The organism is Algoriphagus lacus, assembly GCF_003583985.1.
GTDB lineage: Bacteria > Bacteroidota > Bacteroidia > Cytophagales > Cyclobacteriaceae > Algoriphagus > Algoriphagus lacus.
In genome coordinates, this window is record NZ_QXML01000002.1 from 48,641 (window position 1) to 74,168 (window position 25,528).

Consider the following 25,528-nt stretch of genomic DNA (forward strand, 5'->3'; position numbering starts at 1 on the left):
AAAAAGGGCTTCTTTTTTTGTATTGTCTGAGATTGTCCATTACTTAGAAAAAGACTGTCGGTTAGAATTACTCACTCCCCATGCAAGATTTTGTACTGAAAAGAAGAAAGTTCAAGGCGCTGATCATCATCGGTGTGTTGCTGTTGATGTTATATGGCAAAAACCTACTGGAAAGAAGGTCTTTCAGAAGTATCAGCAGTACATTCACCGAGGTGTACAATGATCGACTAGTGGTGGAGGGCTATATTTTTCAAATTTCAGAAAGGCTTTTCCAAATCCAGAAATTGATTGATCACTGCAACTTGGACTATGATTATTCAAAGGTGATCAAAGAAATTTCAGATAACGAAAAGGCAATTTTGGGGATTATTGCTGAATTTGAGGCTACTAATCTCACCGAACAGGAAGCAGTGTACCTCACTGATTTCAAGAAGATCATTGAAAAAGATCTTAACATTAATAGTTACGAGTTGCTTTATACCGACTCCTCAGGAGTAAACCGGGAACAGGTCAAAATTTATGATCAAAAAATCACCCGGGCACGTCAGGACCTGGATAGCCTGAGCAAAATTCAGCTGGAAGAGGGAGAAAAATTAATCAGCAAAGCCAAGATCCTAATCAACCGTTCCCAGATTTGGGCTCAGTTTGAGGTGGCTCTGCTGATTATTTTGGTGGTTGTGATGTTCCTGTTTCTGTTCCGAAAGTCAGAAAAAAACCAAGGAATGATTTAAAATTCCAAAGCAGAAAGGTATTTCGCATTAGCTGCGGCAGCTTCCAGAGGAGTACCGGTTGGGAATCTTTCCTGCTCTACGATAAAATATTCCATTCCCAATTCCTTCGATTGCTTTATGAGGTCTGCGTAGGGAATTTCTCCAGCACCCAGTAGTACCCCTCTCTGATGTGGATCACCAGTTCCAACTTCTGCATCTTTCAGGTGGCAAAGCCGGAATCGGCCAGGATATTTTGCCAGATACTCGGCAGGTTTGGCATTGGCCACATGCACCCAATAGATATCCATTTCGAAATCCACCAAAGCTGGATCGGTATTGTCCATGAGGATGTCCTGAGGAATGGCCCCTTCCTGGGTGACAAACGTGTAGTCGTGATTGTGATAGGCGAATTTGATTCCGAAAGGTTTTAGCTTTTCGCCGATTTGATTGAACTCAGCCGCTTTTTTCTTGTAATCCTCCAGTGATTTTTGGGGGCCAATCCATGGGCAGATGAGGTATTTGATCCCAACTTCGGCTGCTTGAGCGGCTTGGGTTTCCAGGTTTTCAAAAACATTGGCATGGGAAGCGATCATCTCCACACCGATTTCGGTCATCAAGGCCTTGAACTCGGTAGGTTGCATTCCCCAAAGGATGCCTTTTCCTCCATCAAATCCCTCAAACTGTTTATAACCATAGCTTGCCAAAGTTCTCATGGTGGCTACCGGATCGATGGCCATGTCCTCTTTGACGGAGTAAAGCTGAATGCCAAAGTTGCTGAGTTTGGATTTGGCACTTGCCATATCCCCAATCGCTTCCTCTTCTTTCTTCGGAGCTGCGCAAAATTGCAATGGCATAACTGCCGCTCCTAAACCTAGCATGGCTCCTAGTTGGATGAATTTTCTTCTGGGTTTGTTCATAGTGGGTGGAATGAAAATGCCTGCCTCCGAAGAAGCAGGCAAAGGTTGAAGAATTGTGGGGATTAGATCGCCCAGGCTTTGTCGCCCTTTTTGTAGTTGATGCAGGGATCAAATCTTCCGGGAACTTCCACAAATCGAAGGGCTTGCGTCGCACCAATTTCGGAAGTGAAATACCCCAAAACGGTCAGGTCACGAAGCATGTTGATGACGATTGGCTGACGCTCTTCCCCGCTTGCTTTGAATTTTTCATTCATTGCATTTAGGAAAGCCAGCCGGTCTTCAGGTTTAGCCTCCATGAAGTCAGCACCTTTTTCAGCCTTGAAGTCTTTGCTCAGAGCATTCAGGCCGTCAATAAAGGCTTTTTGCTGATCCGCATCGTAGCAGTCTTTGATCATCATCTGCATAAACTCGCCGATTTTGGTTGCTTTGGCACCCGGAGTATCAGTGGTTGGAATGATCGTTTCCCCGATTTCGTCTAGAAAGGCAAGATCCTCTGGCGTGAAATTCAGGTCTTTGAGTTGTCTCTCCGGTGAGCAACCGGTTAGGATGGCTGTGGCACCGATCATAGTACCTCCCATCATCAGGACGACGCTTTTCAATGCGTCTCTTCTATTCATTACAGTCATGTCTATCTCAGATTAGAGGTTCATCTTTTTCAATTCATCCACAGCAAAGGCAGCAGCTCTAGCAGTTAACGCCATATACGTCAGCGATGGGTTTTGTGCGGCTGCAGAGGTCATGCAAGCGCCATCAGTCACAAATACGTTTTTCGCATCCCACACCTGGTTGTTGCCGTTCAGTACAGAAGTTTTTGGATCACGACCCATACGAGCTGTGCCCATTTCGTGGATACCTTGTCCAAAAGTATACCCGGCATCAAAGGTCTTAACATCTTTGAATCCTGCCACTTCCAGCATTTCTGCTGCATCAGCCATCATGTCTTTTCGCATGTTGATCTCATTTTGTTTGATCTCAGCATTCATGACCAAGGCTTCCATTCCCCATTTATCTTTCACGGTGTCAGAAAGCTTTATGGTGTTTTCATGATAAGGAAGGATTTCTCCGAAAGCGGTAATACCCATTGACCAAGGTCCCGGCTCCACCAACGCATCTTTCATGGGCGCACCAAATCCCAATTCGGCGACATCTCTGCTCCAACCGCTTCTGCTTGCTCCACCCTGATAGCCAAAGCCACGGATGTAATCACGCTTCTCACCGTTGAGGTTTCTGAATCTTGGAATGTAAAGTCCGGTTGGTCTTCTACCAAAGTAATATTTGTCTTCGAAGCCTTCCATTCTGCCATTTGCTCCCAATCGGAAGTGGTGATCCATCACGTTGTGACCCAATTCACCTGAGCTCGAACCCAAACCTCCCGGCCAAATGTCGGTGGCGGTTCTCATCAGGATGGCCGTGGAATTGAATGCTGAAGCGCAGAGGAAGATGATTTTTGCATCATATTCCACGGTCTGATTGGTTTCTGCATCGAGTACTTCCACACCGGTTGCTTTCTGGGTGTCTTTGTCATAGATCAAGCGACGGACGATGGACCAAGGTCTCAAAGTCAGATTGCCGGTAGCCTGAGCAGCTGGAAGTGTAGAAGCCTGTGTGCTGAAGTATCCTCCAAAAGGACAGCCCAAAGAACATTTGTTTCGGTACTGACATCCTGGACGGCCGGGAAGCGGCTGTGTAATGTTGGCCGGACGACCGATGGTCCAAGTTCTGGCACCTTTGTAGTGTTCTTTAATTTTTGCGGCACCTGCTTCTTCCACGCAATTCATTGGCATAGGTGGTTGAAATTCTCCATCAGGAAGAATATCCAGGCCGTCTTTTGAACCGGATACCCCGATGAATTTTTCCACATAGCTGTACCAGGGCGCAATATCTTTGTATCGAATTGGCCAGTCTACGGCGATCCCCTCTTTTGCATTGGCTTCAAAGTCAAGATTTGCCCAGCGATAGGATTGTCTTCCCCAAAGAAGGGAACGGCCTCCTACCTGATATCCTCTAAACCAGGTGAACGGCTTTTCCTCGATATAAGGAGAGTCACTTTCATGTGCCCACCAATCCAGATTGAGTTCGTTTAGAACGTAATCTCGTTTCAGGTTGGGGTGATTATTCAAATGTTCCTGGGTTCTTCGACCTCTGTGAGGCACTTCCCAAGGGGAAAGAGTGGCGGTTTTGTAATCTTTTACGTGCTCGACCATTGGGCCTCTCTCCAGGAGCAATACTTTCAGCCCCTTCTCCGTCAGCTCTTTAGCGGCCCATCCGCCGCTAATCCCTGACCCAACTACGATTGCGTCATACGCTTCATTTGCCATAGGTATGGTATTTTTGGTTTAATTAGTTACACATCACAAACCTGCACTGCCTGGGCTAGTGCCGCGATTTTGTCTTCAGATTTTGGGATAAATTCATGGGAAACGTACCCCTTGTAACCCGTGGCCACGATGGCTCTCATTACGGCTGGATAGTTGATTTCCTGGTTTTCATCCAGTTCATTTCGTCCGGGATTTCCTGCAGTATGATAATGGCCGAAATACTGATGGTTGGTTTGGATACTACGGATGATGTCTCCCTCATCGATTTGCATGTGGTAGATATCAAAAAGCAATTTGAAATTTTCGCTTCCCACCATTTTGCATAATTCAACTCCCCAAGGAGAAAGATCACACATGTAATCTTTATGGTTTACTTTGCTATTGAGCAGTTCCATTTGGATCATTATCCCGTGTTTCTCTGCCACCCCCATGATTTTTTTCAAGCCTTCGGCACAGTTTTTCATCCCGGTCTCATCATCCATACCATTTCGGTTTCCGGAGAAGCAAATCAGATTTTTGTAGCCGTATTTGGCGACTTCCGGAATCAATTCTGTGTAGTTTTTGATCAGTTGCTCATGGTATTGTGGATCATTCCATCCTTTGGGAATGCCCAGTTCGGCCCCATTACACATGGAACATTCCACTCCGTGAGCTTTTAGGGTGTCCCAACCTTTCGGACCAACCAGGTCAATGGCGTTGAAACCTATTTTCTTGATCGTCACGCAAAGTTCATCCAGACTGAGCGAAGGCATGGTCCAGGCGCAAACGCCATGGTTGATATTTCCTTTGAGTTGGAGGGGCTCTCCTGACTTCCAATCGAAGGACGCCAATGAGCCCATTGCAGCTCCGCCTAGGATCATTTTTTTGAAGGAGGATCTTCTACCTGAATTGAAGGTCATGGTTGTTTTGGGGTTTATGGTTGAGGCTTGACTTTTTCTTCTTTGAAAAAAGAAATGAAAAATAGTAAAACCAAAAGGGAAATGCCAGAAGGAATCAACCAAATTGAATTCCACTGATGTGATCCGTCGATTTGGAGATAGAAATTTGAAATTTGACCGGCTGCCCAAAAGCCAATTAGCATCCCAATTCCATAGGTGGCCAAGGTGATTAATCCTTGTGCTGATGACTTGAATTTTTCCCCTGCATGAGAATCGGTGTAAATCTGTCCACTCACGAAGAAGAAATCATAGCATACTCCATGTAGCGCTATGCCAACCAATAGCATCCAGACTCCAGAGTCAGCATCCCCAAAAGCAAAGAAAACATACCGAATTGCCCATGCGAGCATGGCCACAATCAAGGTTTTTTTCAGCCCAAATCTGGAAAAGAAAATGGGTAAGGCCAGTAAGAACAATACCTCTGATACCTGCCCGAGGGCCATTTTACCGGTGGAGTTTTCCAAGCCGATTTCTGTTAAAAACGGACTGGCATTTTGATAATAAAACGCCAATGGGATACAAATCAGTATCGAGGACAGGAAAAAGATCGCATAGTTTCTATGCTTAAGCAAGGCAAGTGCGTCCAATCCCAGTGCCTCCGATAATTTAAATTCACCCGATGTTTTGGCCCGGGGTGGAGTGGATGGAAGTGTAAAACTGTATAGGCCCAAGACCACAGAAACCGCAGATGCCATGATCCAGGTGTTTTTCAACAATCCCTCGGTCAGACCAGATTGGCTGTCCCAGGCAAGGGATGAAATCAAAAAACCTGCTGCTACCCAACCGATTGTGCCCCAAATCCGGATTACCGAGAATTCCTTCTCCGGGTTTTTCATCTGATTAAAGGAAATGGAGTTGACCAAAGCCAGGGTCGGCATAAACAAAATCATGTAAAACAGAAGTACGGGAAAAAATTCGGAAAAATCAGTAGATGAGTACAGCAAGTACATAAGGCCTGCCCCGATCAAATGGATCACTCCAAGAATCCGTTGCGCATGGAAGTAACGGTCAGCGATGAGTCCTACTATAAAAGGAGCGATGATGGCGCCAAAAGACTGGGTGGAAAAAGCCAGAGAAATGTCCTGGTCTTTTGCCAGCAGATTGTTGCCAAGAAAAGTCCCCATTGTCACGTACCAGGATCCCCAAACAAAAAACTCCAAAAACATCATCAGGGATAGGCGAAATTTGGTTGGGAAATTCATCGGCTTTGGAGTTGAGTACTGAAAAACTTGCTTGAAATTTAGAATTTGGGCTTTTTGCTGTATTTTAAGCATCTCCTTTGAGAATCTGAAGAAAGGGGCTGAAAAGTTTTGTCAAAGCCACTCATAACCCAATGAGACAACTGATCATATATTAGCTTCCTAACTCTCAGGAACCTCGAAATTTCCGTTCTAATTCCAGAATTTCTACTCAAATAACCTGATAAACTAACCTTTTGACCGATGTCAACAGCTAAAAAATTAAAACTCGGACTTGTAGGCGGTGGGCCTGGTTCTTTCATCGGAGCAATTCACCTTAATGGGGCTCTGATGGACGGAATGTTCGAATTGGTTTGCGGGGCATTCAGCTCCAATTCCGCCAAATCCAAGCAACGAGGTGAAGAACTCATGCTTGATCCGACCAGGGTGTATTGTTCCTACGATGAGATGTATGAGAAAGAGTCCCAACTTCCGGAGAAAGATCGGATGGATGTGGTGGCTATCGTGACTCCTAATAACGTGCACTTTGATCCAACAGCAAAGGCCTTGAAATATGGTTTTCATGTGGCTTTGGATAAGCCCTTGACGTTGAATTACCAGCAGGCAAAAGAATTGTACCACATCGTCAAAAACTCAGACAAACGCTTTTTGCTGACGCATACTTATTCCGGATATCCGATGATCAAGCAGGCCAGACAAATGGTGGCTGATGGTGTTATCGGTAAAGTGCGTAAAGTCTACGTGGAATATCCTCAGGGCTGGCTATACAAACTCCTGGAAACCGAAAATAACAAGCAGGCAGAATGGAGAACAGACCCTGCCCGAAACGGATTGGCGGGATGTATGGGCGATATCGGGACCCACGCCTTTCACATGGCGGAATACGTGACTGGAGAGAAAGTGTCACACGTTTGTGCTGATCTGTATATCAAAATCGACGGTCGTCCGATTGATGACGATGGAGTGGTTTTGCTTCGATTTGAAAATGGAGCTTCCGGTGTTTTGATGGCTTCTCAGACCGATACCGGGTGTGAAAACAACCTGAAAATTCGTGTATATGGAGAAAAAGGAGGTTTGGAATGGGAGCAGGAGCTCAATAACTCTCTGACTGTTCGATTCCCAAATCAACCGGCTCAGATTTTCAGAGCAGGAACAGGATACCTGGGTTCTTTGGCTCAGGAAAACACCCGAACTCCAGCTGGACATCCAGAAGGCTATGTGGAGGCTTTTGCAAACTTGTATCGGAATTTTGCCCGCTGTATTTATGCAGACCGAGCAGGACAAAAGCCAAAGTGGGAATGGGAAGATTATCCTGGAATTGAGGATGGAATCCGCGGAATGGCTTTCATCGACCACGTTCTTCGTAGCACCAAGTCCGATATTAAGTGGACTCCATTTATCGTAGAAAAATAACTTTTACTCAAACTATTAAAACCCATAACCAAATATGAAAACGATTAAAGGACCTGCTGTTTTTTTAGCGCAGTTTGCCGATGATAAAGCTCCTTTCAACAACCTGAAAAATATCAGTCACTACATGGCTGATTTGGGATATAAGGCCGTTCAGATTCCAAGCTGGGATTCCCGAATGATCGATTTGCAAAAAGCAGCTGAAAGCAAAACCTATGCGGATGAAATCAAGGGAATTGTGGCAGAGGCCGGAATGGAGATTTCTGAACTTTCCACCCACCTACAAGGTCAACTCGTGGCCGTACATCCGGCATACAACGAGCTGTTTGATGGCTTTGCTCCAGCTAACTTAAAAGGAGACTTGAAGGGTAAATCCGAATGGGCCACCCAGCAGTTGAAGTATGCAGCCAAAGCTTCAGCCAATCTTGGATTGAATGCGCATGCGACTTTTTCAGGAGCCTTGATGTGGCATACCGTTTACCCTTGGCCACAGCGTCCTGCCGGATTGGTGGAGACAGGTTTTACCGAATTGGCCAAAAGATGGAAGCCTATCCTGGATGCTTTTGATGAGGTGGGTGTGGATGTCTGTTATGAACTCCATCCAGGTGAAGATCTTCACGACGGGATTACTTTCGAAATGTTCTTGGACAAAGTAGGGGGTCATAAGCGGGCCAATATTCTATATGATCCAAGCCACTTTGTGCTCCAGTGCCTGGATTATTTACAATTCATTGATTTTTACCATGATCGTATTAAAATGTTCCATGTTAAGGATGCGGAATTTAACCCTACTGGAAAGCAGGGCGTGTACGGCGGGTTCCAAGGCTGGGTAGAACGTGCCGGCCGATTCAGATCATTAGGTGACGGTCAGGTTGATTTTGCAGGAATATTTAGCAAACTTTCGCAGTACAATTATAGCGGCTGGGCAGTTTTGGAATGGGAATGTGCTATCAAGCATCCAGAGCAGGGTGCGGCTGAGGGTGCTCCGTTTATCGCTTCCCATATTATTAGAGTGACCGAAAAGGCATTCGATGATTTTGCCGGCATGGGGGCGGATGAGGCATTCAACAGAAGAGTATTAGGAATTTAATTATACTAACCAATAAACAATGAAAATTACAAGATCATTAAACTTCGGATTGCTCGCTTTGGCGGGTTTGGCATTTGCATGTGGAGGAGGAGAGAAAGCTGCCGAAACAGCAACACCGGAGGCTGCTGCGCCTGCTGCAGCTCCTGCTCAGGAAATCAGCCTGGAAGACAAATACAAGGATGACCCTATTTACATCAAAGGACTGGAGAAGCTGAAAGCCTCCGATTGTACCTCTTGCCACATGGTAGAGCGTAAAATTGTAGGGCCTTCCTATGCAGATGTTGCAGCAAAGTATGAGAATACAGAAGAAAACGTAACCATGCTGGCCCAGAAAGTAATCGCCGGTGGCGTGGGTGTGTGGGGTGAAGTGCCAATGCCTGCGCATCCGGGTCTTAGCGAGGAAGATGCAAAAGACATGATTCGCTACGTATTGCTTCTTAAGAAATAACCCATGAAGAAAAGCTATTTGGTAATGTGGGCAGCTGCAGGACTTCTTGCAGCCTGCTCTTCCCCAAAAACAGAAGAAGCGGCAGCTACAGATACTTTGGCTGTGGCAGCACCTGTTGAAGAATGGACTCCTCTTTTCGACGGGCAGACCTTTAACGGTTGGTCCAAGTACGGAGGGGGAGAAGTTGGGAAGGCTTGGAAGATTGAAAACGGGGAGCTTTACCTGGATGCTGCCAACAAGGCGGGCTGGCAAACTGGAGATGGTGGCGATATTGTGACCAATGAAGAGTTTGAAAACTTCCATTTCAAATATGAATGGAAAATTGCTCCCAACGGAAACAGCGGTGTTATTTTCCTAGTCCATGAATCTCCTGATTTTCAATATCCTTGGCAGACTGGTCCTGAAATGCAGGTTTTGGACAATGCCGGACACCCTGATGCGAAGATCTTAAGCCATAGAGCAGGAGACCTGTATGACCTGATCGTGAGCAGTCAAGAAACCGTTAAGCCTGCAGGCGAATGGAATCAGGCTGAAATCATCATCAACCAAGGAAAGCTTGATTTCTTTCTTAACGGGGTAAATATCGTTTCCACTCAACTTTTCACTCCTGAGTGGGAAGCATTGATCGCGAAAAGTAAGTTTAAGGATATGCCGGGATTTGGTAAGTATAAGAAGGGGAAGATTGCCCTTCAGGATCACGGAGATGTGGTTCACTACCGAAATCTGGTGATCAAGAAACTCTAATCAAAAAGGCTCCGATTTTTCGGAGCCTTTTTGATTTTCAGTCTTCATTTTTTAAAGTCTAGTGACGTTATCTTTTCTGATGTACGCAATTTTTTCCTTCCATTCGACTTCGTACCAAATGTCCTTTGATGCCTTTATTTTTACACGATGTCCAGGCTCAACCAGATCCACCAGTTCACCGCCAGCACTTGGTTCAGAAACGATCAAAGTGGGGCTTTTCGTTACTAATGCTGCATTGGGAGCCTGTAGAAAATTATTGGTTGCAAAAATCAAAGTAATCAAAATCACGGAAGGCCAATAAAACCTTGCTTCAGTGAGTTTTTTCCCTTTTGACCAAAGGAAAATCAAGGACATGATCAATACAAGGGTGAGTGCTGCGACGATGATTTCCTTGTATTCAACCAGAAAAAGAACAAATCTCATCCCGTCACTTACTTCATAACCGATGAGCTCGTTTTGGCCGGTGAGACTTTTAATTTTGGTGATCGTTTGAGGATTTGGGCTTAAGTCGTAGTATTTACTGAGGTAAAGAGTCGCATTTTCATTGTCACCTATACCTTCTGAAATGAAAGCCATTTTGAGAAGCATCGAAGGTGAATAAATACCCAACTGGTAATTTAACTGATATATTTCCATGGCTTCCTTATAGCTTCTTTGCTGAAACAAAGAATCTGCTACCAAAAGCTGAGGTACATTGGCCTGACAATGAATACTTTGCAAAAAGAGTAAAAAAAATATAGAAAGTTTTGCTAGAAAGATTGATTTGAGGCTTGGCATTTAGAATTCAGAGTCATAAATTTGCAGTCCAATTACGGCAATGATCTAGCAAAAAGCAAGGCTAGGGAGCCAATTTGGAAGATTTAAGATTCCGTAGCTCAGCTGGTAGAGCAATACACTTTTAATGTATGGGTCCTGGGTTCGAATCCCAGCGGGATCACAAAATTAGCTCGCAAGGAGTTGGAAAGTAAAGTTTCGGGGTGTAGCGTAGCCCGGTATCGCGCCACATTTGGGATGTGGAGGTCGTAGGTTCGAATCCTGCCACCCCGACTTAATTTGACTAGCAGTAGTCACCGGGTCCGCTAGCTCAGCTGGATAGAGCAACTGCCTTCTAAGCAGTAGGTCTTAGGTTCGAATCCTAAGCGGATCACTCTAGAAGCGGAATCACGTTCCGCTTTTTATTTTGCCTTTTCCGATTCCGTAGCTCAGCTGGTAGAGCAATACACTTTTAATGTATGGGTCCTGGGTTCGAATCCCAGCGGGATCACCAAAGCAGACTCGAAACGGTCTGCTTTTCTTATTTTTAAACCTTTTGGATTTTTTGTCATGGAAATTCACTTGTGTTTCCTGCCACTTTTCACAAAGTTTCGGTATGAAACAGTTTCTTTCTTTCCTGATCATCCTTCTATCCTTTCCTGTTTTTGGACAAACTACCTCGAGTAATCGCATTTATGATGCTGGAATTTCAAAAGAGCTAGCTGAGTTAAGAGTAAGTCAACTCGATAAAATCCATTACATCTTGGATTTTCAGATTCCGGAAAAAAAGGATGATCCTATTCCAGCAAAGCTGACTCTGGAAGTAACTGTACTCAACCTTGATTATCCATTAATCCTTGATTTTAATGAGAAATCCGAAAAGATCATTTCAGTCAATTCAAATGGAAAATTTGTACCAATTCATCATGAAAAGGAGCATTTGATAATTGATCCGGAAAGCCTAAAAAAGGGAAAGAATAAACTGGAGATCCAATTTGTGGCGGGCGACCTTTCCTTAAACCGAAACGATGATTTTCTTTACACACTGTTGGTGCCGGATCGGGCAAGTACGCTGTTTCCTTGTTTTGATCAGCCGGATTTGAAAGCAAATTATACCCTGACGATTACTGCCCCAAAGGATTGGAAAGTGCTGGCCGGTGGTCCATTGGTCAATCAGGAGCCACAAGGAGAATTCACCAAGCATGAATTTGGGAAGTCTGACTTGATGAGTACATATCTGTTTTCTTTTGTGGTCGGGAAATTTGAAACTGCAAGTGCAACTGATGGCCTACCTAAAACCCTGCTGTATCGAGAGACAAATCCTGATAAAGTCAGCGCCAGTATTCCTGAGATTTTTATGCTTCACCAGCAGTCCTTGGACTTCCTTGAAGAGTATACCGGGTACAAGTTTACATTTCAGAAGCTCGATTTCGCCACTATCCCGATTTTTCAGTATGGGGGAATGGAGCATGTCGGAGCAATCCAATATCGGGAAGGGGCCTTGTTTCTGGATCAAAATGCCACAGATTCGGAACTGCTCAGCAGAGCCAAATTGATCGGACATGAAACTGCACATATGTGGTTTGGGGACTTGGTGACGATGAAATGGTTCAATGATGTCTGGATGAAGGAGGTTTTTGCAGGTTTTATGGCCGGCAAAATCGCAAATCCCGCTTTTCCAGCCATCAATCATGACTTGCTTTTTCTAACCTCGCATTATCCTTCTGCCTTTGCAGAAGACCGTACCAAAGGCACCAATCCCATCCGGCAGGAATTGGCCAATCTCAAAAACGCCGGTTCCGTCTATGGAAGTATCATCTATGACAAAGCGCCCATCATGATGCGTCAGCTGGAGACAGCAATGGGAGAGGAGGCTTTCCGAAGTGGCATTCAGACTTACATCAAAACCTTCGCAAATGGCAGTGCAGACTGGAATGATTTGGTAGATATCCTGGACCGAGAAACAGAAATTGATCTGCAAAAATGGAGCGATGTATGGGTTAATCAATCCGGTCGGCCGATTATTTCAGCTGAGCTTAAACTGGATCAAAATGGATCCATTGCCGCCCTTTCCCTTTCCCAAAAAGCCGAAGATGGGAGTGAAAAAGTCTGGCCTCAACTTTTTGATGTAACGCTGATTTATGAGGGAGAGCAAAAAACTTTTCCTATCTCCATGCAAGGGAAAACTCTCGAAATCTCAGGTGTCAAAGGAATGGAAAAACCAGTGACAATTCTGTATAACAGCAATGGCTTGGGATATGGCGTTTTTCCGCTGGACCTGAACTATCTCTCTCAACAAACCAAGATCGAAAATGAGGTAATGCGGGGACAATCCTACATCAACCTGCTCGAAAATACCCTACTCGGAAATGTGGATCCGGCGAAGTCATTTGATGTTTTCCGATCCGGGATTCTAACCGAGAAAAATGAGATTTTGGCCCAGTTGCTTTCCAATCAGCTCAGTACGGTTTTTTGGAAATTTCTCTCCGAAAAAGAAAGAGAAACCCAGCTGTCGACTTTGGAAGAGGAGCTGTGGCAACTCCTTCAGCAGGATTTGCCAACCAATTTAAAAAAGACGGTTTTTAACCTGTTTAGCGGGATTGCTTTTAATCCATCCGGCCAGGACAGGCTTTTTAAAGTTTGGGCCAAAGAGATTGAACTGGCCAACCTAAAGCTAAACCCGGACAATTTCACCAATCTGGCGATGAACCTGGCAGTTTTTGGACATCCGGATGCGGATCTGATTTTGAAGGAAGAAAGGGCTAGGATCACCAATACTGACAAACTTGCCCGTTTTGATTTCTTGGTCCCGGCTTTATCTCAGAATCCAGCGGTTCGTGATTCCCTTTTTGTTTCATTTCGGGAAGCCCAAAATAGGGAAAAGGAAGCCTGGGTACTTAGTGCCTGTGGTTACATTCATCATCCTTTGCGACAGAAAGAGAGCTTAAAGCATATCCCTTTGGCATTGGAACTTATGGAGGAAATTCAGCGAACCGGAGATATTTTCTTTCCAAAGGGATGGGTATCCAACACGGTGGGGCAATATACTTCTGCGGAAGCGGATTTGATGGTTCGGTCCTTTTTAGCTAATCATCCCGATTACAATCCGGTGTTGAGAAATAAAATCCTTCAGGCAACGGACAATCTGAGCAGAGCTCAAAAAATCTTGGAATAACAGAGATTGGAAGTTTCAGCAATTGCGACGATAGATTCTGAATGCCTGTTTGAAAAGCCTTTGCGTCTTTATCACTTGTATCGCACAGATTGAAATAGGTCCATTTTGATTTTCAATCCAGCTCAAAGGCTCGCTTGATTTTGGAATTTTTGGTTGATTTCAACACAACCTTCAAAGAAATTCCAGGGTCAAAATTTCTCGGAGAATGTCTTAAATTGACTCTTCTCCAAACAACTTACTCCTTTCATGATGGCTGATGGATTTGGCTTCAATAGTATCGGGCACTTCTTTTTGAAGGCTGTATTTCTCTTTTTGGCGATTGCCCAATCGAGGCCCAGTTTTTCACAGCAAATGTCTTCTTCTGACAAAGGGGGTAAACCAAACATAATCCTCATTCTCACCGATGATCAAGGTTGGGGAGATTTGAGTATCTCGGGTAATTCTGCATTATCCACACCCAATTTAGACCTTTTGGCACGTAGTGGAGTTTCTTTCGAAAGGTTTTACGTCAGTCCTGTTTGCTCTCCGACACGTGCTGAGCTGCTCACCGGACGTTATCATTTTCGGTCTGGAGTTTATTCAACCTCCCAGGGAGGAGAGCGAATTGATCTAGATGAGGTCCTCCTTGCGGAGGTATTTAGCCAGGAGGGGTATCGAACGGCTGGATATGGGAAGTGGCATAGTGGGTCACAATTCCCCTATCATCCAAACGGCCGTGGATTTGGTGATTTTTTTGGATTCTGCTCAGGGCACTGGGGTAACTACTTTGATCCCATGCTCGAGCACAATGGGGAAATTGTCAAAGGGAAGGGGTTTATCATTGATGATTTGACCGATAAAGCGATCGAGTTTGTAGCAGCAAACCGGGAGAACCCCTTTTTTCTTTATCTACCTTACAATTCACCCCATAGCCCGATGCAGGTGCCGGCTAGCTATTGGGAAAAGTTTAAAGACAGGGAGCTCCTCAGTCACCGTTATGCAGAGCAGGAAGATTTTGGACATTCACGTGCTGCCTTGGCTATGGTGGAGAACATCGATTGGAATGTGGGACGTCTGCTCGAAAGCGTTCGCAACCAAGGTCTGTTGGAGAATACGATTATCCTATTCCTTTGCGACAATGGTCCAAATGGCTATCGTTGGAATGGTGATATGAAGGGGCGAAAAGGTTCTGTCGACGAGGGTGGAGTCAGAAGCCCCCTGTTCATTCAGTGGAAAGGGAAAATTGAAGCAGGAATAACTGTACATAAAGTGGCAAGTGCGATAGATCTCTTTCCAACTCTTTTGTCTTTGGCGGGAATAAATTATGTATCCAAAAAGCCACTTGACGGTATGGATTTGAGCCCTCTTTTCTTGAAAGAAAGAGTTGATTGGCCAGATCGTTATGTTTTCTCCTATTGGGATAAGAAAAGCAGTTTGAGAAATGAAGCATTTCTTCTGGATGAAAAAGACCAGCTTTTCGATTTGCGGTCTGACCCAGGACAATACCGGGTCGTTTCAGATCAATTCCCGGAAATACATACGCAAATGAGGGAGGTAAAGCAAACCCGCATTGAAGAATTAGCGGCCGAATTACCGACAGTGGACTCTAGAAGCTTTCCCTTAGGGCATCCTGACTTTAAGTATAATCAACTGCCAGCAAGAGATGCCTTTGCCCATGGCAATATTCGAAGGTCGAGTCGCCATCCTAACAGTTCGTACTTTACTAATTGGACATCGACAAACGATAGCTTGACTTGGGAGGTGGAAGTCCTTGCCGATGGAGAATTCGAGGTAGAGATATACTATACGTGTGAACAGGACGCCCTTGGATCGACCTTGCGCCTTCACATGGGGGAAAACTCGCTAGAGGGTAAAGTTTTGGATTCAGTCTCCCCTCAAATGATAGGATCTGAGGAAGATCGAGTGCCCAGACAAGAGTCGTATGAGCAAAATTGGGGAAAGATGAAGCTGGGTAAAATCAAGGTTACCAAAGGTTCCGGTAAACTCACGCTAAAGGCAATAGATGTCCCCAATGGAAAAGTGATGGATTTCAGATTGTTGACATTGACACGTATTTAGTTTTTGTTTTCCAGATATTCGATGAATCCAGGACTTGCCTCAATTTTTCAAAAAATCAAAAATTCAAAGGGTCCAAGTGTTTGAAATGTCCGTTTTGTTTGATTTTTTCCTTGGCTTGTTCAATTGCTTTGATCACTGGGATCATCCGTTTGAAATGATTGATCAGAAAGTTGATTCGATCAGCCTCAGATTCCATTTTTAGCAATTCGAGTTCTTCCTCCAACTTTAGCCCAAGTTTGTGGGAAAAACTGTAGGAATTGACACTTTGGGAATCGAATTCCGCCGGGTAATTCAATAGATATAACATTTCCTTTAGGTAGAAAACAAACTCGTAATGTTGTACGGTGGTGATTTTGGGTTCGTCGGTGAGAAATTCCACGTTCCCTCCAGCGTATAATTTTCCAGGCATAGGATTGTCGAAACTCAGAATTCTAAAGGGTTTCAATCCTCGGGTTTGGATATCCAGCCTACCATCCTCATAGCGTTTGATGACTTTTTCGAGCTTGACTTCGGTCCCGTATCCACTCAACGAATTGAGGTACACGCAGATCCCAAAGCTCGTCCCATTTTGCTCAGAGTCTTGCATCAGTTCTTTGTACCGCGGCTCGAAAATATGAAGGTTGAGCTCTTCCCCTGGAAAGGCTACCAGTTTCAAGGGGAAAAAAGGGAGGTATTGAATGGGGTTTTTCATGAAAATTTGGTCAGCCGAGAAGAGTAATTCGCTTTTTCCCTTGATAAACCAAAAAGCCCCGAAATATTCCGGGGCTTTTGCTTTTTATTTTTTCGCAATGTAGGTGAGAAGGTCCACCACTTTGTTGGAATAGCCCCACTCGTTGTCGTACCAGGATACCACCTTTACAAAGGTGTCAGAAAGCTGGATTCCTGCCTCAGCATCAAAGATGGAAGTTCTGGCATCACCGATGAAATCATTGGAAACAACCGCATCTTCAGTATAGCCAAGCACACCTTTCATGGTGGTCTCAGAGGCTTCCTTCATTTTAGCGCAGATTTCAGCGTATTTGGCTGGCTTCTTCAATCGCACGGTCAAGTCCACCACAGAAACGTCAGGAGTAGGAACTCGGAATGCCATACCAGTCAGTTTGCCATTCAATTCAGGGATTACTTTGCCTACAGCTTTTGCTGCACCGGTAGAAGAGGGGATGATGTTTTGACCGGCACCACGTCCACCTCTCCAGTCTTTTGCTGAAGGACCGTCAACAGTTTTCTGAGTGGCGGTAGTTGCATGGACAGTAGTCATTAGGCCTTCTTCAATACCCCAGTTGTCATTCAGCACCTTTGCGATTGGAGCCAGACAGTTGGTGGTACAGGAAGCATTGGAGACAAAGTTCATGTCGGAAGTGTATGTGTGCTCGTTTACCCCCATTACAAACATTGGTGTATCGTCCTTGGAAGGTGCAGACATGATCACTTTCTTGGCACCGGCATCAAGGTGTCCCTGTGCGGTGTCTTTTGAAAGGAAAATTCCGGTTGATTCGATTACATAATCAGCACCAACTTCTCCCCACTTCAGGGAAGCAGGGCTTTTTTCAGCTGTCACGCGGATGGCGTTGCCATTAACAACCAACTGGCCATCTTTTACCTCTACGGTACCTTTAAAAATGCCGTGAGTAGAATCATATTTCAGCATGTATGCCATGTAATCCACGTCAATCAAGTCGTTGATGGCTACTACCTGGATGTCTTCTCTTTCTTGGGCTACGCGGAAAGCGAGTCGTCCGATTCTTCCGAATCCGTTGATTCCTACTTTAATCTTGCTCATAAGTATTGTTGATTTTGAGTATAGGTTTGATTTCACAAACTGTTTCAGGAGACCTCTTTTGGTCAAAATTTCCCGAAGGCAGGCTAAGTTATTACAAATTACTGGTTAGCCAAAACATCTCACAGCTCTCCATTTGTCCGAAGGCTATTTGGCGAAATTCAATCGATTTCGCTTCAAAAGATTTTTTGATCCAATTTCAAAGTTGATTCTTTGGCGGATTTAGTAGATTCAAAACTAAAATAACCAGATCACATGTTTGTTGAAGCGATTCAAAAGGTTGCCGGATTTACCAGAGCCATTCATTCCATTTCGAGGAATTTCGGAAGTCAAAAGGTGGAACGAGGTGCCGCTACGTTATTTTTTGTCAATCAGGACGGTTGGGCACTGACTTGCAAACATGTGGCCCAGTGGCTCAGTCAGGCGGATGCAATTAATAAAAAGTATTCGCTTTATATGAGTGAATCCAAAAATCTGAATTCCGGGCAGAAAAAGGCATTGGCCAAGAAAATGGATTTGGATGAAAGTAAGGTGGCTGAGATGCGTGTGACCTTTGTGGACTGCATAGATCATGTCAGCAACATCCATTTTTTTCTTCATCCGGACTATGACCTGGCCCTGTTGAAATTTGAGGGTTTTCAAAAAGTCCTGTACTCGGGAAGCCCTATTTTCATGCAGGATGATCAGCGAGCCCAGCCGGGACAAATGCTCTGTCGGCTTGGATTTCCGTTTCCTGAGTTCTCCAATTTTCAACTCAATTTGGAAAAAGGCCAACTCGAGTGGACCAAGACAGGGCAAGCCCGATCTCCCCGATTTCCAACTGATGGGATGCTGACTCGGTTTTTGGGAGATAAAAACGGCAAAATCTATGGAATTGAGATGAGTACTCCAGGCCTTCGTGGTCAAAGTGGTGGACCATTGTTTGACTCAGAAGGAAAGATTGTAGGAATGCAAAGCCGAACTAAGCATTTGCATTTGGGATTTGATATCGAGGAAAAAGAGGTGATTGCCCACGGCAAGGTCAAAAAGGTAAACGACTACGCCTTCATTCATTTGGGGGAATGCATCCATGTCTCGGTGATCAAAGAGTTTATGACCCAACATGGAGTTAAATTTCAAGTAGGTTAAGCTGAAAGAAACTATTACAAAGCTTTGAGCTTTGTAATAGTTATCATCCTGCCTGAAAATAAAAAAGCCGGGCTTTGATTCCCGGCTATTGAATTATGCTAGTTGCGCTAGGATGTCGTTAAACGTCTTGCTTGGACGCATCGCAGCGGAAGTTTTGACGGTGTCCGGTCGGTAATAGCCACCAATATCCACCGGTTTGCCTTGAGAGCTGTTGTATTCCTCGACAATCTTGGCTTCGTTTTCTTCCATTGCTTTTGCCAATGGAGCAAACTTGGCAGCCAAAGCAGCATCTTTGGTTTGCTTGGCAAGTTCCTCAGCCCAATACATGGCCAAATAGAAATGTCCTCCTCTGTTGTCCAGTTTTCCTACTACTCGAGCGGGTGATTTGTCTTCCTCCAGCCATCTACCGGTTGCTTTGTCCAGGGTTTCACCCAAGAGCAAGGCTTCAGGATTATGGAATGTTTGGCCTAAATGCTCAAGGGAAACAGCAAGAGCCAAGAATTCACCCAAAGAATCCCATCTCAGGTGACCTTCTTCGGTAAACTGCTCTACGTGCTTGGGAGCAGATCCCCCTGCACCGGTCTCAAACAAACCTCCACCATTCATCAACGGAACGATGGAAAGCATTTTGGCAGAGGTGCCCACCTCAAGGATTGGGAACAAGTCAGTCAAATAGTCGCGCAATACGTTTCCGGTTACTGAAATGGTGTCTTTACCTTCTTTGATTCGCTCACAGGAGAAAATAGTCGCGTCGACCGGAGACATGATGTGAATTTCCAAACCTGAAGTGTCGTGGTTTGGAAGGTATTTGTTCACCTTTTTGATCAGTTCGGCATCGTGTCCACGCTGAGGATCCAACCAGAATACTGCAGGAGTATTGGAAAGTCTGGCGCGAGTGACGGCAAGTTTTACCCAGTCCTGAATCGGCGCATCTTTGGTCTGGCACATTCTCCAGATATCTCCAGCTTCCACTTGATGGGATAGCAATACTTTTCCGTCAGCATCAACCACGTTGACAGTTCCGGCAAATGGAATTTCGAATGTTTTGTCATGTGAGCCGTATTCTTCCGCCTTTTGAGCCATCAATCCCACATTGGGTACGCTACCCATGGTAGCCGGGTTGAAGGCGCCGTTTTTCTTGCAGAAATCTATGGTGGCCTGGTAAACTCCAGCATAGCTTCTGTCCGGAATTACTGCTTTGGTGTCCTGTAGTTTTCCGGCTTTATTCCACATCTGGCCTGAACTTCTGATCATGGCAGGCATGGATGCGTCGATGATTACGTCACTGGGTACGTGAAGGTTGGTGATTCCTTTTTCGGAATTGACCATCGCCACATCTGGGCTGTCTGCATAGCAGGCGTCGATATCTGCCAGGATTTCAGCTTTTTTGTCAGCTGGGAGTTTTTCCAGGTTGGCTAGCAAATCGCCAAAACCATTGTTGACATCTACTCCAATGGAGTCCAATGTTGCGGCATGCTTGGTGAAAACCGGCTCGAAGAAAACTTTGACTGCATGGCCAAAGATGATGGGGTCAGAAACCTTCATCATCGTTGCCTTCATGTGCAGGGAGAACAATACCCCTTTTGCTTTTGCATCGGCTTTGGCCTTTTTCAAAAATGCTTTCAAAGCGGAAATACTTAACGTGGAGGCGTCAATAACTTCGCCTTCCTGAAGTTTCAGGCCGGATTTCAGCACTTCCTTTTTACCATCATTTCCCACCAACTCGATGGAAACTGAGGTCGCAGCGGAGATGGTGAGTGATTTTTCACTTCCGTAAAAATCACCTTCGCTCATGCTGTCTACGTGGGATTTGGATTCAGAAGACCATTTGCCCATGGAGTGAGGATGCTTTTTGGCGTAATTTTTCACTGCCAAAGGAGCTCTTCGGTCTGAATTTCCTTCACGAAGGACAGGGTTGACTGCGGAGCCTTTGATCTTATCGTACTTTGCTTTGATGGATTTTTCTTCCTCTGTTTTTGGCTCTTCCGGATAGTCAGGAAGGGCATAACCCTGAGCTTGTAATTCTTTGATGGCCGCTTTCAACTGAGGAACGGAAGCCGAAATGTTTGGCAGCTTCACGATGTTTGCCTCCGGGGTGGTAGCAATCTGTCCCAACTCTGCCAGATCATCGTTGATTCGTTGTTCGGGCTTCAGGTACTCAGGAAAGCTTGAAATGATTCGGCCAGAAAGTGAGATGTCTCGAGTTTCAACCTGTACACCGGCAGATTTTGTAAACGCCTGAACGATCGGGAGCAGGGAATACGTCGCCAAGGCAGGTGCCTCATCGGTCAACGTATAGAGGATTTTGGGAGTTTGATTACTCATAGTTTCAATAGGATGCTAAAAAGGATTTGCCTGTTTCGCTTTTTTGAAGAGTCGACCGAAAAGCGGTCATCAGGTGAAAAAGGGAAATCAGGGTTGGAAATTGGCGCCTAAAATACAAAAATTAGCCTTGTTTCAAACTCCGCTAAAGTAAACCCAAACGTAGGGAAAGGCAAAAGAATCAAAGAATGCGAAACTGGTCGGCATCTCTCCAGGCAGGGAATTTGGATCGGTATTCTTCCAGTTTTTTTGCAGAGAATGAAATGATCTGGATTCCCTCGGATTCCCCTAAATCCGAAACTTTTTCTCCTTTAAAATCATAGGCTGCAGAATGTCCCACATAGTCAATTCCATTTCCGTCGGTTCCAACCCGGTTTACCCCGATGGAATAGGATAAGTTTTCGATAGCTCGGGCAGGAAGCAAAGCATCCCATGCGGAGACCCTTGCAGCAGGCCAGGAAGCGACATAAAAAATCACATCATATCCAGCCACTCCATCATCCCAACCATTTCGCGACCAAACGGGAAACCGCAGGTCGTAGCAAACCTGTGGGCAAAATTCCCAGCCTTTGAGAGGGAAAATGGGGAGTTTTTGTCCTGAAGAATAGGTTTCGTGCTCATTTGCCATTCGGAACAAATGCCGCTTGTCGTAGTGCTCGACGTAGCCATCGGGATTTACCCAAAGCAGTCGATTAAAGTACTTGCCTCCTTCAGTGATGATTGCGCTTCCGGTAATGGTGGCCTGAGTCTGAGCGGCAAGTTGTTTCATCCACTTGCAGACGGTCAGATTCATGGGTTCAGCAAGCTTTTCGGCTTCCATGCTGAATCCGGTGGGGAACATTTCCGGGAGAATGATCAGGTCTGCCTGTCCTTTTAAGCCCCAGATTTTTTCTTCCAGCATGGCCAAGTTGGCGGTTTTGTCCTGCCAGTGAAGGTCAGTTTGGACAATGGCGATGCGGATTTCGGGGCTTTTTTCCATTACTTCAGCGGATAGATCATTCGGTAGTCAGTGGATATTTTCCCCTTACTGACATCAATCAATTTACTTTGGATAAGTCGTTTTTTCAAACCTTTTAGGTAGTCAATGAAAAGAATACCTTCCAAGTGATCGTATTCGTGCTGGATGACCCGGGCAGTCATTCCGCTAAATTCTTCTTCCTTCAGATTCCAGTTTTCGTCGAAATATTCGATGGTCAGTTTGTCTGGGCGGATGATCTCAGCCCTTACCTCAGGAATGCTAAGACAACCTTCTTCAAATCCAAAATCATCTCCGTACTCATCCAGAATTATTGGATTGATAAACGCCCTGCGGATTCCTTTTTCCTCATCCTTTTCGTCCAACATTAGCGTGCTGTCGATGACAAAAAGCCGAACTCCCTGATTGATCTGGGGAGCAGCAAGACCCACACCGTTGGCATGATCCATGGTGGCATACATGTCCTGAATGAGGGATTTCAAATCTGTTCCTTCGGTAATTTCTTCCGCTTCTTTTTTTAGGATAGGATTGCCGTAAGCAACTATAGGGTAAATCATTGTCTTTCGAGGTAAGATTGTAGAATGATGGCCGCTGAGACTTTGTCCAGGTTTCCGGCTTTTTCTTTTCGGTCTTTCTTTTTGCTGCCCATGGCAATCATGCTTTGCATGGCCATTTTGGAGGTGAATCGTTCATCCACGAGGGCTATTTTTTTGTCGGGAAATACTTTTTCAAGCTCTTCCTTCAGCTTCATGACTCGCGGAGTCATCTCATTGTCTTGGCCGTTGAGCCGAATAGGGAGTCCGAGTACCAAGGTCTCCACGTCTTCTTTGGCACAATAAGACTTGAGATAGGTCAACAGTTGACTTGTCTCAATGGTTTCCAGAGGATTGGCCAGAATTTTCAACGGATCAGTAACAGCCAATCCGGTGCGCTTAGTTCCCAGATCAATAGCGAGGACTCTGGGCATCAGTTGGTCTGGATTTTTTTACGGATTTTCCGAAGGGCTTCTTTTTCCAGTTCTACTGCTTTGGGAAAAAGCAGCTCATCTTCAATTTTGGCATGAATGGACAGCTCCCGTTCGAAATTCTGAAGTTCATGATAAAGCACCTTCATATTCAAAGGGGCGGACTCTTCCAGAAAATAATCCTTGGTCAGGCGCCGGATGCCTTCCATTTCATCGTCATGGATTTCATGCTGGTCTGCCAGTAAATGAATGGGGTCCTTTTCCAAAATTCTAAGTGCATCCTGGGTCCGGAAATGGTCGTCTTCGATATCCTGCAGGAGTTCAATGCGCTTGAAAAGTCGGCTTTCCTCCTCGTGAAGGTGATGGATGAAATCCTGTACAAAAAGAGGGAACATGATCCGAAGATCAGCCATCAGGGGTGCAAATTCTTTTTCTGGCTGGATGCCCGAAATAATATTGGACAGAAATGGCAGCTCCTGCCGGACGAAGTAGTAGTGCTTCTTTTTCAAATAAGCTACTAATAGTTCGATTGGATTCAGGTACAATTCCTCAGGGGTTGGATCCTTTCTCAAGGCCCATGCTTCAAGTTCAGAAATCAGGAGCCGGGGATTAACTTTATGCTTGCGGCAAACTTTCTCGAGAGAATCTGTGGGGTATTGGTAAAAACTGATTCCGAAGTAGTGCAAAACAGCAGCGAAAACATAGTTTTCAGAAACTAATTCACCGACTGAAGACTTTTCAAAATCCCGATTTAAGTACATTGCACAAAAATAATTTTTTTTGGACGAAAAAAGGGGAATTAATCTGACCTTTATCTTCTCCTGTCGTATAAACAATCGTTAATTTTATCTAAAATCTGATCCAGATTTGGATCATTTTTCGGTAGTTTGAGTTAATTGAGTAAGTAAATCAAGTAATCGTGAGCGAGACTAAAAACACCAAATCACAAATACGCCTTCCTATCATTCTTGCACTTGCCATTTCCGCAGGAATTTGGATCGGTGCGACATTTGCCGAGCCAAAAAGCAATCAGAATGATCTAAGAGCTGCCCTGTATAAGCTCCAGGAAATCATGACCTACATCAACCGCGACTATGTGGACAGTGTAGACACCAATGAACTGGTAGAGTACGGGATAACAAAAATGCTCGAAAATCTCGATCCTCACTCCAGCTATATTCCTGCTCGAGATGCGTCATTGGCTCAATCACAGTTGGAAGGAGAATTTGATGGGATTGGAGTCGAGTTTGGGATCATTCGTGATACCATTTATGTAGTGGCTCCCCTGACAGGAGGACCTTCTGAAGCCTTGGGTATTCAGTCCGGAGATCAAATCATTAAGGTAGACGGGAAAACTGTAGCGGGTATTGGGATCACCAACAGGGATGTCTTTGACTACCTGCGCGGTCCAAGAGGTTCAAAAGTGGTCGTTGACATCAAGCGGAGAAATGCCCCTGAACTGATCACCTATGAGATCACCAGAGATAAAATCCCTCAATACAGCATCAATGCTTCCTACATGATCGACAATGAAATAGGTTACATCAAGGTGACCCGTTTCGCTGCTACTACTTATGAGGAATTCAAAACTGCCCTGAACCAACTTCAGGGACAGGGAATGAAAAAGCTGATCATTGACTTGCAGGGAAATCCAGGCGGATATATGGGTGCGGCGATCAACATGGCAGATGAACTGCTAGGTGACCGTGATTTGATTGTTTCCCAAGAAGGAAAAGTTAGCCAGTATAGCCAAAAGGCATTTGCCTTCAAGCCTGGAATGTTTGAGGAGGGATCTGTGATCGTTTTGATTAATGAAGGGTCGGCATCCGCTTCTGAGATTTTGGCAGGTGCCATCCAGGACAATGATAGAGGCTTGATCGTTGGTAGAAGATCTTTCGGTAAAGGACTCGTTCAGATGCCGATCGACTTGTCAGATGGTGCGGAATTGAGATTGACTATCGCAAGATATTTCACTCCTTCAGGAAGATCTATCCAAAAACCTTACGACTCCAATTATGAGGCGTATGAGCGGGATTGGTTGGATCGATACGAGCATGGTGAATTTTTCTCCGCTGACAGCATCAAGTTCAATGACAGTCTTAAATATGAAACCAAAAAAGGACGGACTGTATATGGTGGAGGGGGAATTATGCCGGATTACTTCGTTCCGCTGGACACTACCATGAACAGCGCTTATGTTTCCAAGTTGTTCAATACAGATGCATCCCGTGAATTCATTTTGGAGTTCGTTTCCAAAAACAAGGAAAGTTTCACAGGGATGACTTTGAATCAGTATTACACAGATTATAAAGTCAGCGATGCCATGTTGATGGAGTTGGTGGAATACGGGAAGAAAAACAAAGTGGAATTTGATTCCCAAGACTACAATAAGTCCAAGGAATATCTTCGAGTCCTGGTAAAAGCACATTTGGGTCGTCAGATCTATGATGACAGTGCCTTCTACAAAGTGATTAATGACATCAATGAAGTATATCTCCAAGCCTTGAATTTGTTTGATGAAGCCGAGAAAATTTCAATGGCAACCACACTGAAGACTACCGGAGAGCAATAATTCCCTTTTAAGAAAGTAGGATAAAGCCA

At 44.9% G+C, this 25,528-nt stretch carries 22 protein-coding genes and 4 tRNA genes; 13 read left to right on the plus strand and 13 right to left on the minus strand.

The window, feature by feature from the left end; all coding sequences use genetic code 11:
- Window positions 1-80 precede the first annotated feature (80 nt).
- The gene (locus D0X99_RS04360) at window positions 81-731 is read left to right on the plus strand and encodes an MCP four helix bundle domain-containing protein (protein WP_233553645.1); all 651 of its coding nucleotides are present in this window, start codon (window positions 81-83) and stop codon (window positions 729-731) included.
- Here the strand turns inward: D0X99_RS04360 and D0X99_RS04365 are convergent.
- The 5 genes from D0X99_RS04365 to D0X99_RS04385 all read right to left on the minus strand — a co-directional run bounded on the left by D0X99_RS04365 (window position 728) and on the right by D0X99_RS04385 (window position 6,085).
- A complete protein-coding gene (locus D0X99_RS04365; protein WP_119476451.1) occupies window positions 728-1,627 on the minus strand; it encodes a sugar phosphate isomerase/epimerase family protein in 900 nt (299 codons plus the stop codon). The genes D0X99_RS04360 and D0X99_RS04365 overlap by 4 nt on opposite strands.
- A gap of 62 nt (window positions 1,628-1,689) precedes the next feature.
- The gene (locus D0X99_RS04370) at window positions 1,690-2,244 is read right to left on the minus strand and encodes a gluconate 2-dehydrogenase subunit 3 family protein (protein ID WP_119476937.1); all 555 of its coding nucleotides are present in this window, start codon (window positions 2,242-2,244) and stop codon (window positions 1,690-1,692) included.
- A gap of 21 nt (window positions 2,245-2,265) precedes the next feature.
- A complete protein-coding gene (locus tag D0X99_RS04375; RefSeq protein ID WP_119476452.1) occupies window positions 2,266-3,945 on the minus strand; it encodes a GMC oxidoreductase in 1,680 nt (559 codons plus the stop codon).
- 26 nt (window positions 3,946-3,971) lie between these two features.
- Window positions 3,972-4,844, minus strand: coding sequence for a hydroxypyruvate isomerase family protein (locus D0X99_RS04380; RefSeq protein ID WP_119476938.1), 873 nt, complete (start codon window positions 4,842-4,844; stop codon window positions 3,972-3,974).
- A gap of 14 nt (window positions 4,845-4,858) precedes the next feature.
- Window positions 4,859-6,085 (minus strand): nucleoside permease, encoded by a 1,227-nt coding sequence (locus D0X99_RS04385; protein WP_119476939.1) that lies wholly within the window; start codon window positions 6,083-6,085, stop codon window positions 4,859-4,861.
- A gap of 240 nt (window positions 6,086-6,325) precedes the next feature.
- On the opposite strand from D0X99_RS04385, the gene D0X99_RS04390 reads away from it, so the two are divergent.
- The 4 genes from D0X99_RS04390 to D0X99_RS04405 are packed head-to-tail and all read left to right on the plus strand — an operon-like array spanning window position 6,326 to window position 9,774.
- On the plus strand, window positions 6,326-7,495 hold the full coding sequence (locus D0X99_RS04390; protein WP_119476453.1) for a Gfo/Idh/MocA family protein: 1,170 nt from the start codon (window positions 6,326-6,328) through the stop codon (window positions 7,493-7,495).
- Window positions 7,496-7,529: 34 nt separating this feature from the next.
- A complete protein-coding gene (locus tag D0X99_RS04395; protein ID WP_119476454.1) occupies window positions 7,530-8,582 on the plus strand; it encodes a sugar phosphate isomerase/epimerase family protein in 1,053 nt (350 codons plus the stop codon).
- A gap of 19 nt (window positions 8,583-8,601) precedes the next feature.
- Entirely contained in the window at window positions 8,602-9,030 is a 429-nt protein-coding gene (locus D0X99_RS04400) for a c-type cytochrome (protein WP_119476455.1), read from the plus strand.
- A gap of 3 nt (window positions 9,031-9,033) precedes the next feature.
- Entirely contained in the window at window positions 9,034-9,774 is a 741-nt protein-coding gene (locus tag D0X99_RS04405) for a DUF1080 domain-containing protein (RefSeq protein ID WP_119476456.1), read from the plus strand.
- 51 nt (window positions 9,775-9,825) lie between these two features.
- On the opposite strand, the gene D0X99_RS04410 is transcribed toward D0X99_RS04405, so the two are convergent.
- Entirely contained in the window at window positions 9,826-10,494 is a 669-nt protein-coding gene (locus D0X99_RS04410) for an SH3 domain-containing protein (protein WP_233553646.1), read from the minus strand.
- A gap of 144 nt (window positions 10,495-10,638) precedes the next feature.
- On the opposite strand from D0X99_RS04410, the gene D0X99_RS04415 reads away from it, so the two are divergent.
- The 6 genes from D0X99_RS04415 to D0X99_RS04440 all read left to right on the plus strand — a co-directional run bounded on the left by D0X99_RS04415 (window position 10,639) and on the right by D0X99_RS04440 (window position 15,760).
- A tRNA-Lys gene (locus D0X99_RS04415) sits at window positions 10,639-10,711 on the plus strand.
- A gap of 36 nt (window positions 10,712-10,747) precedes the next feature.
- Window positions 10,748-10,821: transfer RNA gene (locus tag D0X99_RS04420), tRNA-Pro, on the plus strand.
- Between the two features lie 26 nt (window positions 10,822-10,847).
- Window positions 10,848-10,921 (plus strand) — tRNA-Arg (locus D0X99_RS04425).
- Window positions 10,922-10,965: 44 nt separating this feature from the next.
- Window positions 10,966-11,041: transfer RNA gene (locus D0X99_RS04430), tRNA-Lys, on the plus strand.
- Between the two features lie 102 nt (window positions 11,042-11,143).
- A complete protein-coding gene (locus D0X99_RS04435; RefSeq protein ID WP_119476458.1) occupies window positions 11,144-13,702 on the plus strand; it encodes a M1 family metallopeptidase in 2,559 nt (852 codons plus the stop codon).
- A 246-nt stretch (window positions 13,703-13,948) separates the two neighbouring features.
- Complete coding sequence (locus D0X99_RS04440) at window positions 13,949-15,760, plus strand: arylsulfatase (protein WP_199708006.1); 1,812 nt, start codon at window positions 13,949-13,951, stop codon at window positions 15,758-15,760.
- A 55-nt stretch (window positions 15,761-15,815) separates the two neighbouring features.
- On the opposite strand, the gene D0X99_RS04445 is transcribed toward D0X99_RS04440, so the two are convergent.
- Entirely contained in the window at window positions 15,816-16,451 is a 636-nt protein-coding gene (locus tag D0X99_RS04445; RefSeq protein WP_119476459.1) for an LON peptidase substrate-binding domain-containing protein, read from the minus strand.
- 84 nt (window positions 16,452-16,535) lie between these two features.
- The gene (gene gap / locus D0X99_RS04450; protein ID WP_119476460.1) at window positions 16,536-17,540 is read right to left on the minus strand and encodes a type I glyceraldehyde-3-phosphate dehydrogenase; all 1,005 of its coding nucleotides are present in this window, start codon (window positions 17,538-17,540) and stop codon (window positions 16,536-16,538) included.
- 252 nt (window positions 17,541-17,792) lie between these two features.
- On the opposite strand from gap, the gene D0X99_RS04460 reads away from it, so the two are divergent.
- Window positions 17,793-18,665, plus strand: a complete 873-nt coding sequence (locus D0X99_RS04460; protein ID WP_119476462.1) for a S1 family peptidase — start codon at window positions 17,793-17,795, stop codon at window positions 18,663-18,665.
- Between the two features lie 93 nt (window positions 18,666-18,758).
- Here the strand turns inward: D0X99_RS04460 and D0X99_RS04465 are convergent, their stop codons facing one another.
- The 5 genes from D0X99_RS04465 to D0X99_RS04485 form a co-directional block, all read right to left on the minus strand.
- Window positions 18,759-20,990 carry an NADP-dependent isocitrate dehydrogenase gene (locus D0X99_RS04465; protein ID WP_119476463.1) on the minus strand — a complete coding sequence of 744 codons (2,232 nt, stop codon included), beginning with the start codon at window positions 20,988-20,990 and terminating at the stop codon, window positions 18,759-18,761.
- A 178-nt stretch (window positions 20,991-21,168) separates the two neighbouring features.
- Window positions 21,169-21,966: an amidohydrolase gene (locus tag D0X99_RS04470; RefSeq protein WP_119476464.1), complete on the minus strand. Its 798-nt coding sequence runs from the start codon at window positions 21,964-21,966 to the stop codon at window positions 21,169-21,171.
- Complete coding sequence (gene def / locus D0X99_RS04475) at window positions 21,966-22,520, minus strand: peptide deformylase (RefSeq protein WP_119476465.1); 555 nt, start codon at window positions 22,518-22,520, stop codon at window positions 21,966-21,968. Before def ends, D0X99_RS04470 begins: the two co-directional genes overlap by 1 nt.
- Window positions 22,517-22,930, minus strand: coding sequence for a Holliday junction resolvase RuvX (ruvX, locus tag D0X99_RS04480; protein ID WP_119476466.1), 414 nt, complete (start codon window positions 22,928-22,930; stop codon window positions 22,517-22,519). The genes def and ruvX overlap by 4 nt, the downstream gene beginning before the upstream one ends.
- On the minus strand, window positions 22,930-23,688 hold the full coding sequence (locus tag D0X99_RS04485) for a hemerythrin domain-containing protein (protein ID WP_119476467.1): 759 nt from the start codon (window positions 23,686-23,688) through the stop codon (window positions 22,930-22,932). The genes ruvX and D0X99_RS04485 overlap by 1 nt, the downstream gene beginning before the upstream one ends.
- Before the next feature lie 158 nt (window positions 23,689-23,846).
- Here D0X99_RS04485 and D0X99_RS04490 point away from each other — a divergent pair, with 158 nt between their 5' ends.
- On the plus strand, window positions 23,847-25,499 hold the full coding sequence (locus D0X99_RS04490) for a S41 family peptidase (protein ID WP_119476468.1): 1,653 nt from the start codon (window positions 23,847-23,849) through the stop codon (window positions 25,497-25,499).
- The last annotated feature ends 29 nt before the right edge of the window (window positions 25,500-25,528 follow it).

Coding starts and splice junctions, on each gene's coding strand:
- D0X99_RS04360 (WP_233553645.1), top strand. CDS start 81: ATGCAAGATTTTGTACTGAAAAGAAGAAAGTTCAAGGCGCTGATCATC.
- D0X99_RS04365 (WP_119476451.1), bottom strand. CDS start 1,627: ATGAACAAACCCAGAAGAAAATTCATCCAACTAGGAGCCATGCTAGGT.
- D0X99_RS04370 (WP_119476937.1), bottom strand. CDS start 2,244: ATGAATAGAAGAGACGCATTGAAAAGCGTCGTCCTGATGATGGGAGGT.
- D0X99_RS04375 (WP_119476452.1), bottom strand. CDS start 3,945: ATGGCAAATGAAGCGTATGACGCAATCGTAGTTGGGTCAGGGATTAGC.
- D0X99_RS04380 (WP_119476938.1), bottom strand. CDS start 4,844: ATGACCTTCAATTCAGGTAGAAGATCCTCCTTCAAAAAAATGATCCTA.
- D0X99_RS04385 (WP_119476939.1), bottom strand. CDS start 6,085: ATGAATTTCCCAACCAAATTTCGCCTATCCCTGATGATGTTTTTGGAG.
- D0X99_RS04390 (WP_119476453.1), top strand. CDS start 6,326: ATGTCAACAGCTAAAAAATTAAAACTCGGACTTGTAGGCGGTGGGCCT.
- D0X99_RS04395 (WP_119476454.1), top strand. CDS start 7,530: ATGAAAACGATTAAAGGACCTGCTGTTTTTTTAGCGCAGTTTGCCGAT.
- D0X99_RS04400 (WP_119476455.1), top strand. CDS start 8,602: ATGAAAATTACAAGATCATTAAACTTCGGATTGCTCGCTTTGGCGGGT.
- D0X99_RS04405 (WP_119476456.1), top strand. CDS start 9,034: ATGAAGAAAAGCTATTTGGTAATGTGGGCAGCTGCAGGACTTCTTGCA.
- D0X99_RS04435 (WP_119476458.1), top strand. CDS start 11,144: ATGAAACAGTTTCTTTCTTTCCTGATCATCCTTCTATCCTTTCCTGTT.
- D0X99_RS04440 (WP_199708006.1), top strand. CDS start 13,949: ATGATGGCTGATGGATTTGGCTTCAATAGTATCGGGCACTTCTTTTTG.
- D0X99_RS04445 (WP_119476459.1), bottom strand. CDS start 16,451: ATGAAAAACCCCATTCAATACCTCCCTTTTTTCCCCTTGAAACTGGTA.
- gap (WP_119476460.1), bottom strand. CDS start 17,540: ATGAGCAAGATTAAAGTAGGAATCAACGGATTCGGAAGAATCGGACGA.
- D0X99_RS04460 (WP_119476462.1), top strand. CDS start 17,793: ATGTTTGTTGAAGCGATTCAAAAGGTTGCCGGATTTACCAGAGCCATT.
- D0X99_RS04465 (WP_119476463.1), bottom strand. CDS start 20,990: ATGAGTAATCAAACTCCCAAAATCCTCTATACGTTGACCGATGAGGCA.
- D0X99_RS04470 (WP_119476464.1), bottom strand. CDS start 21,966: ATGGAAAAAAGCCCCGAAATCCGCATCGCCATTGTCCAAACTGACCTT.
- def (WP_119476465.1), bottom strand. CDS start 22,520: ATGATTTACCCTATAGTTGCTTACGGCAATCCTATCCTAAAAAAAGAA.
- ruvX (WP_119476466.1), bottom strand. CDS start 22,930: ATGCCCAGAGTCCTCGCTATTGATCTGGGAACTAAGCGCACCGGATTG.
- D0X99_RS04485 (WP_119476467.1), bottom strand. CDS start 23,688: ATGTACTTAAATCGGGATTTTGAAAAGTCTTCAGTCGGTGAATTAGTT.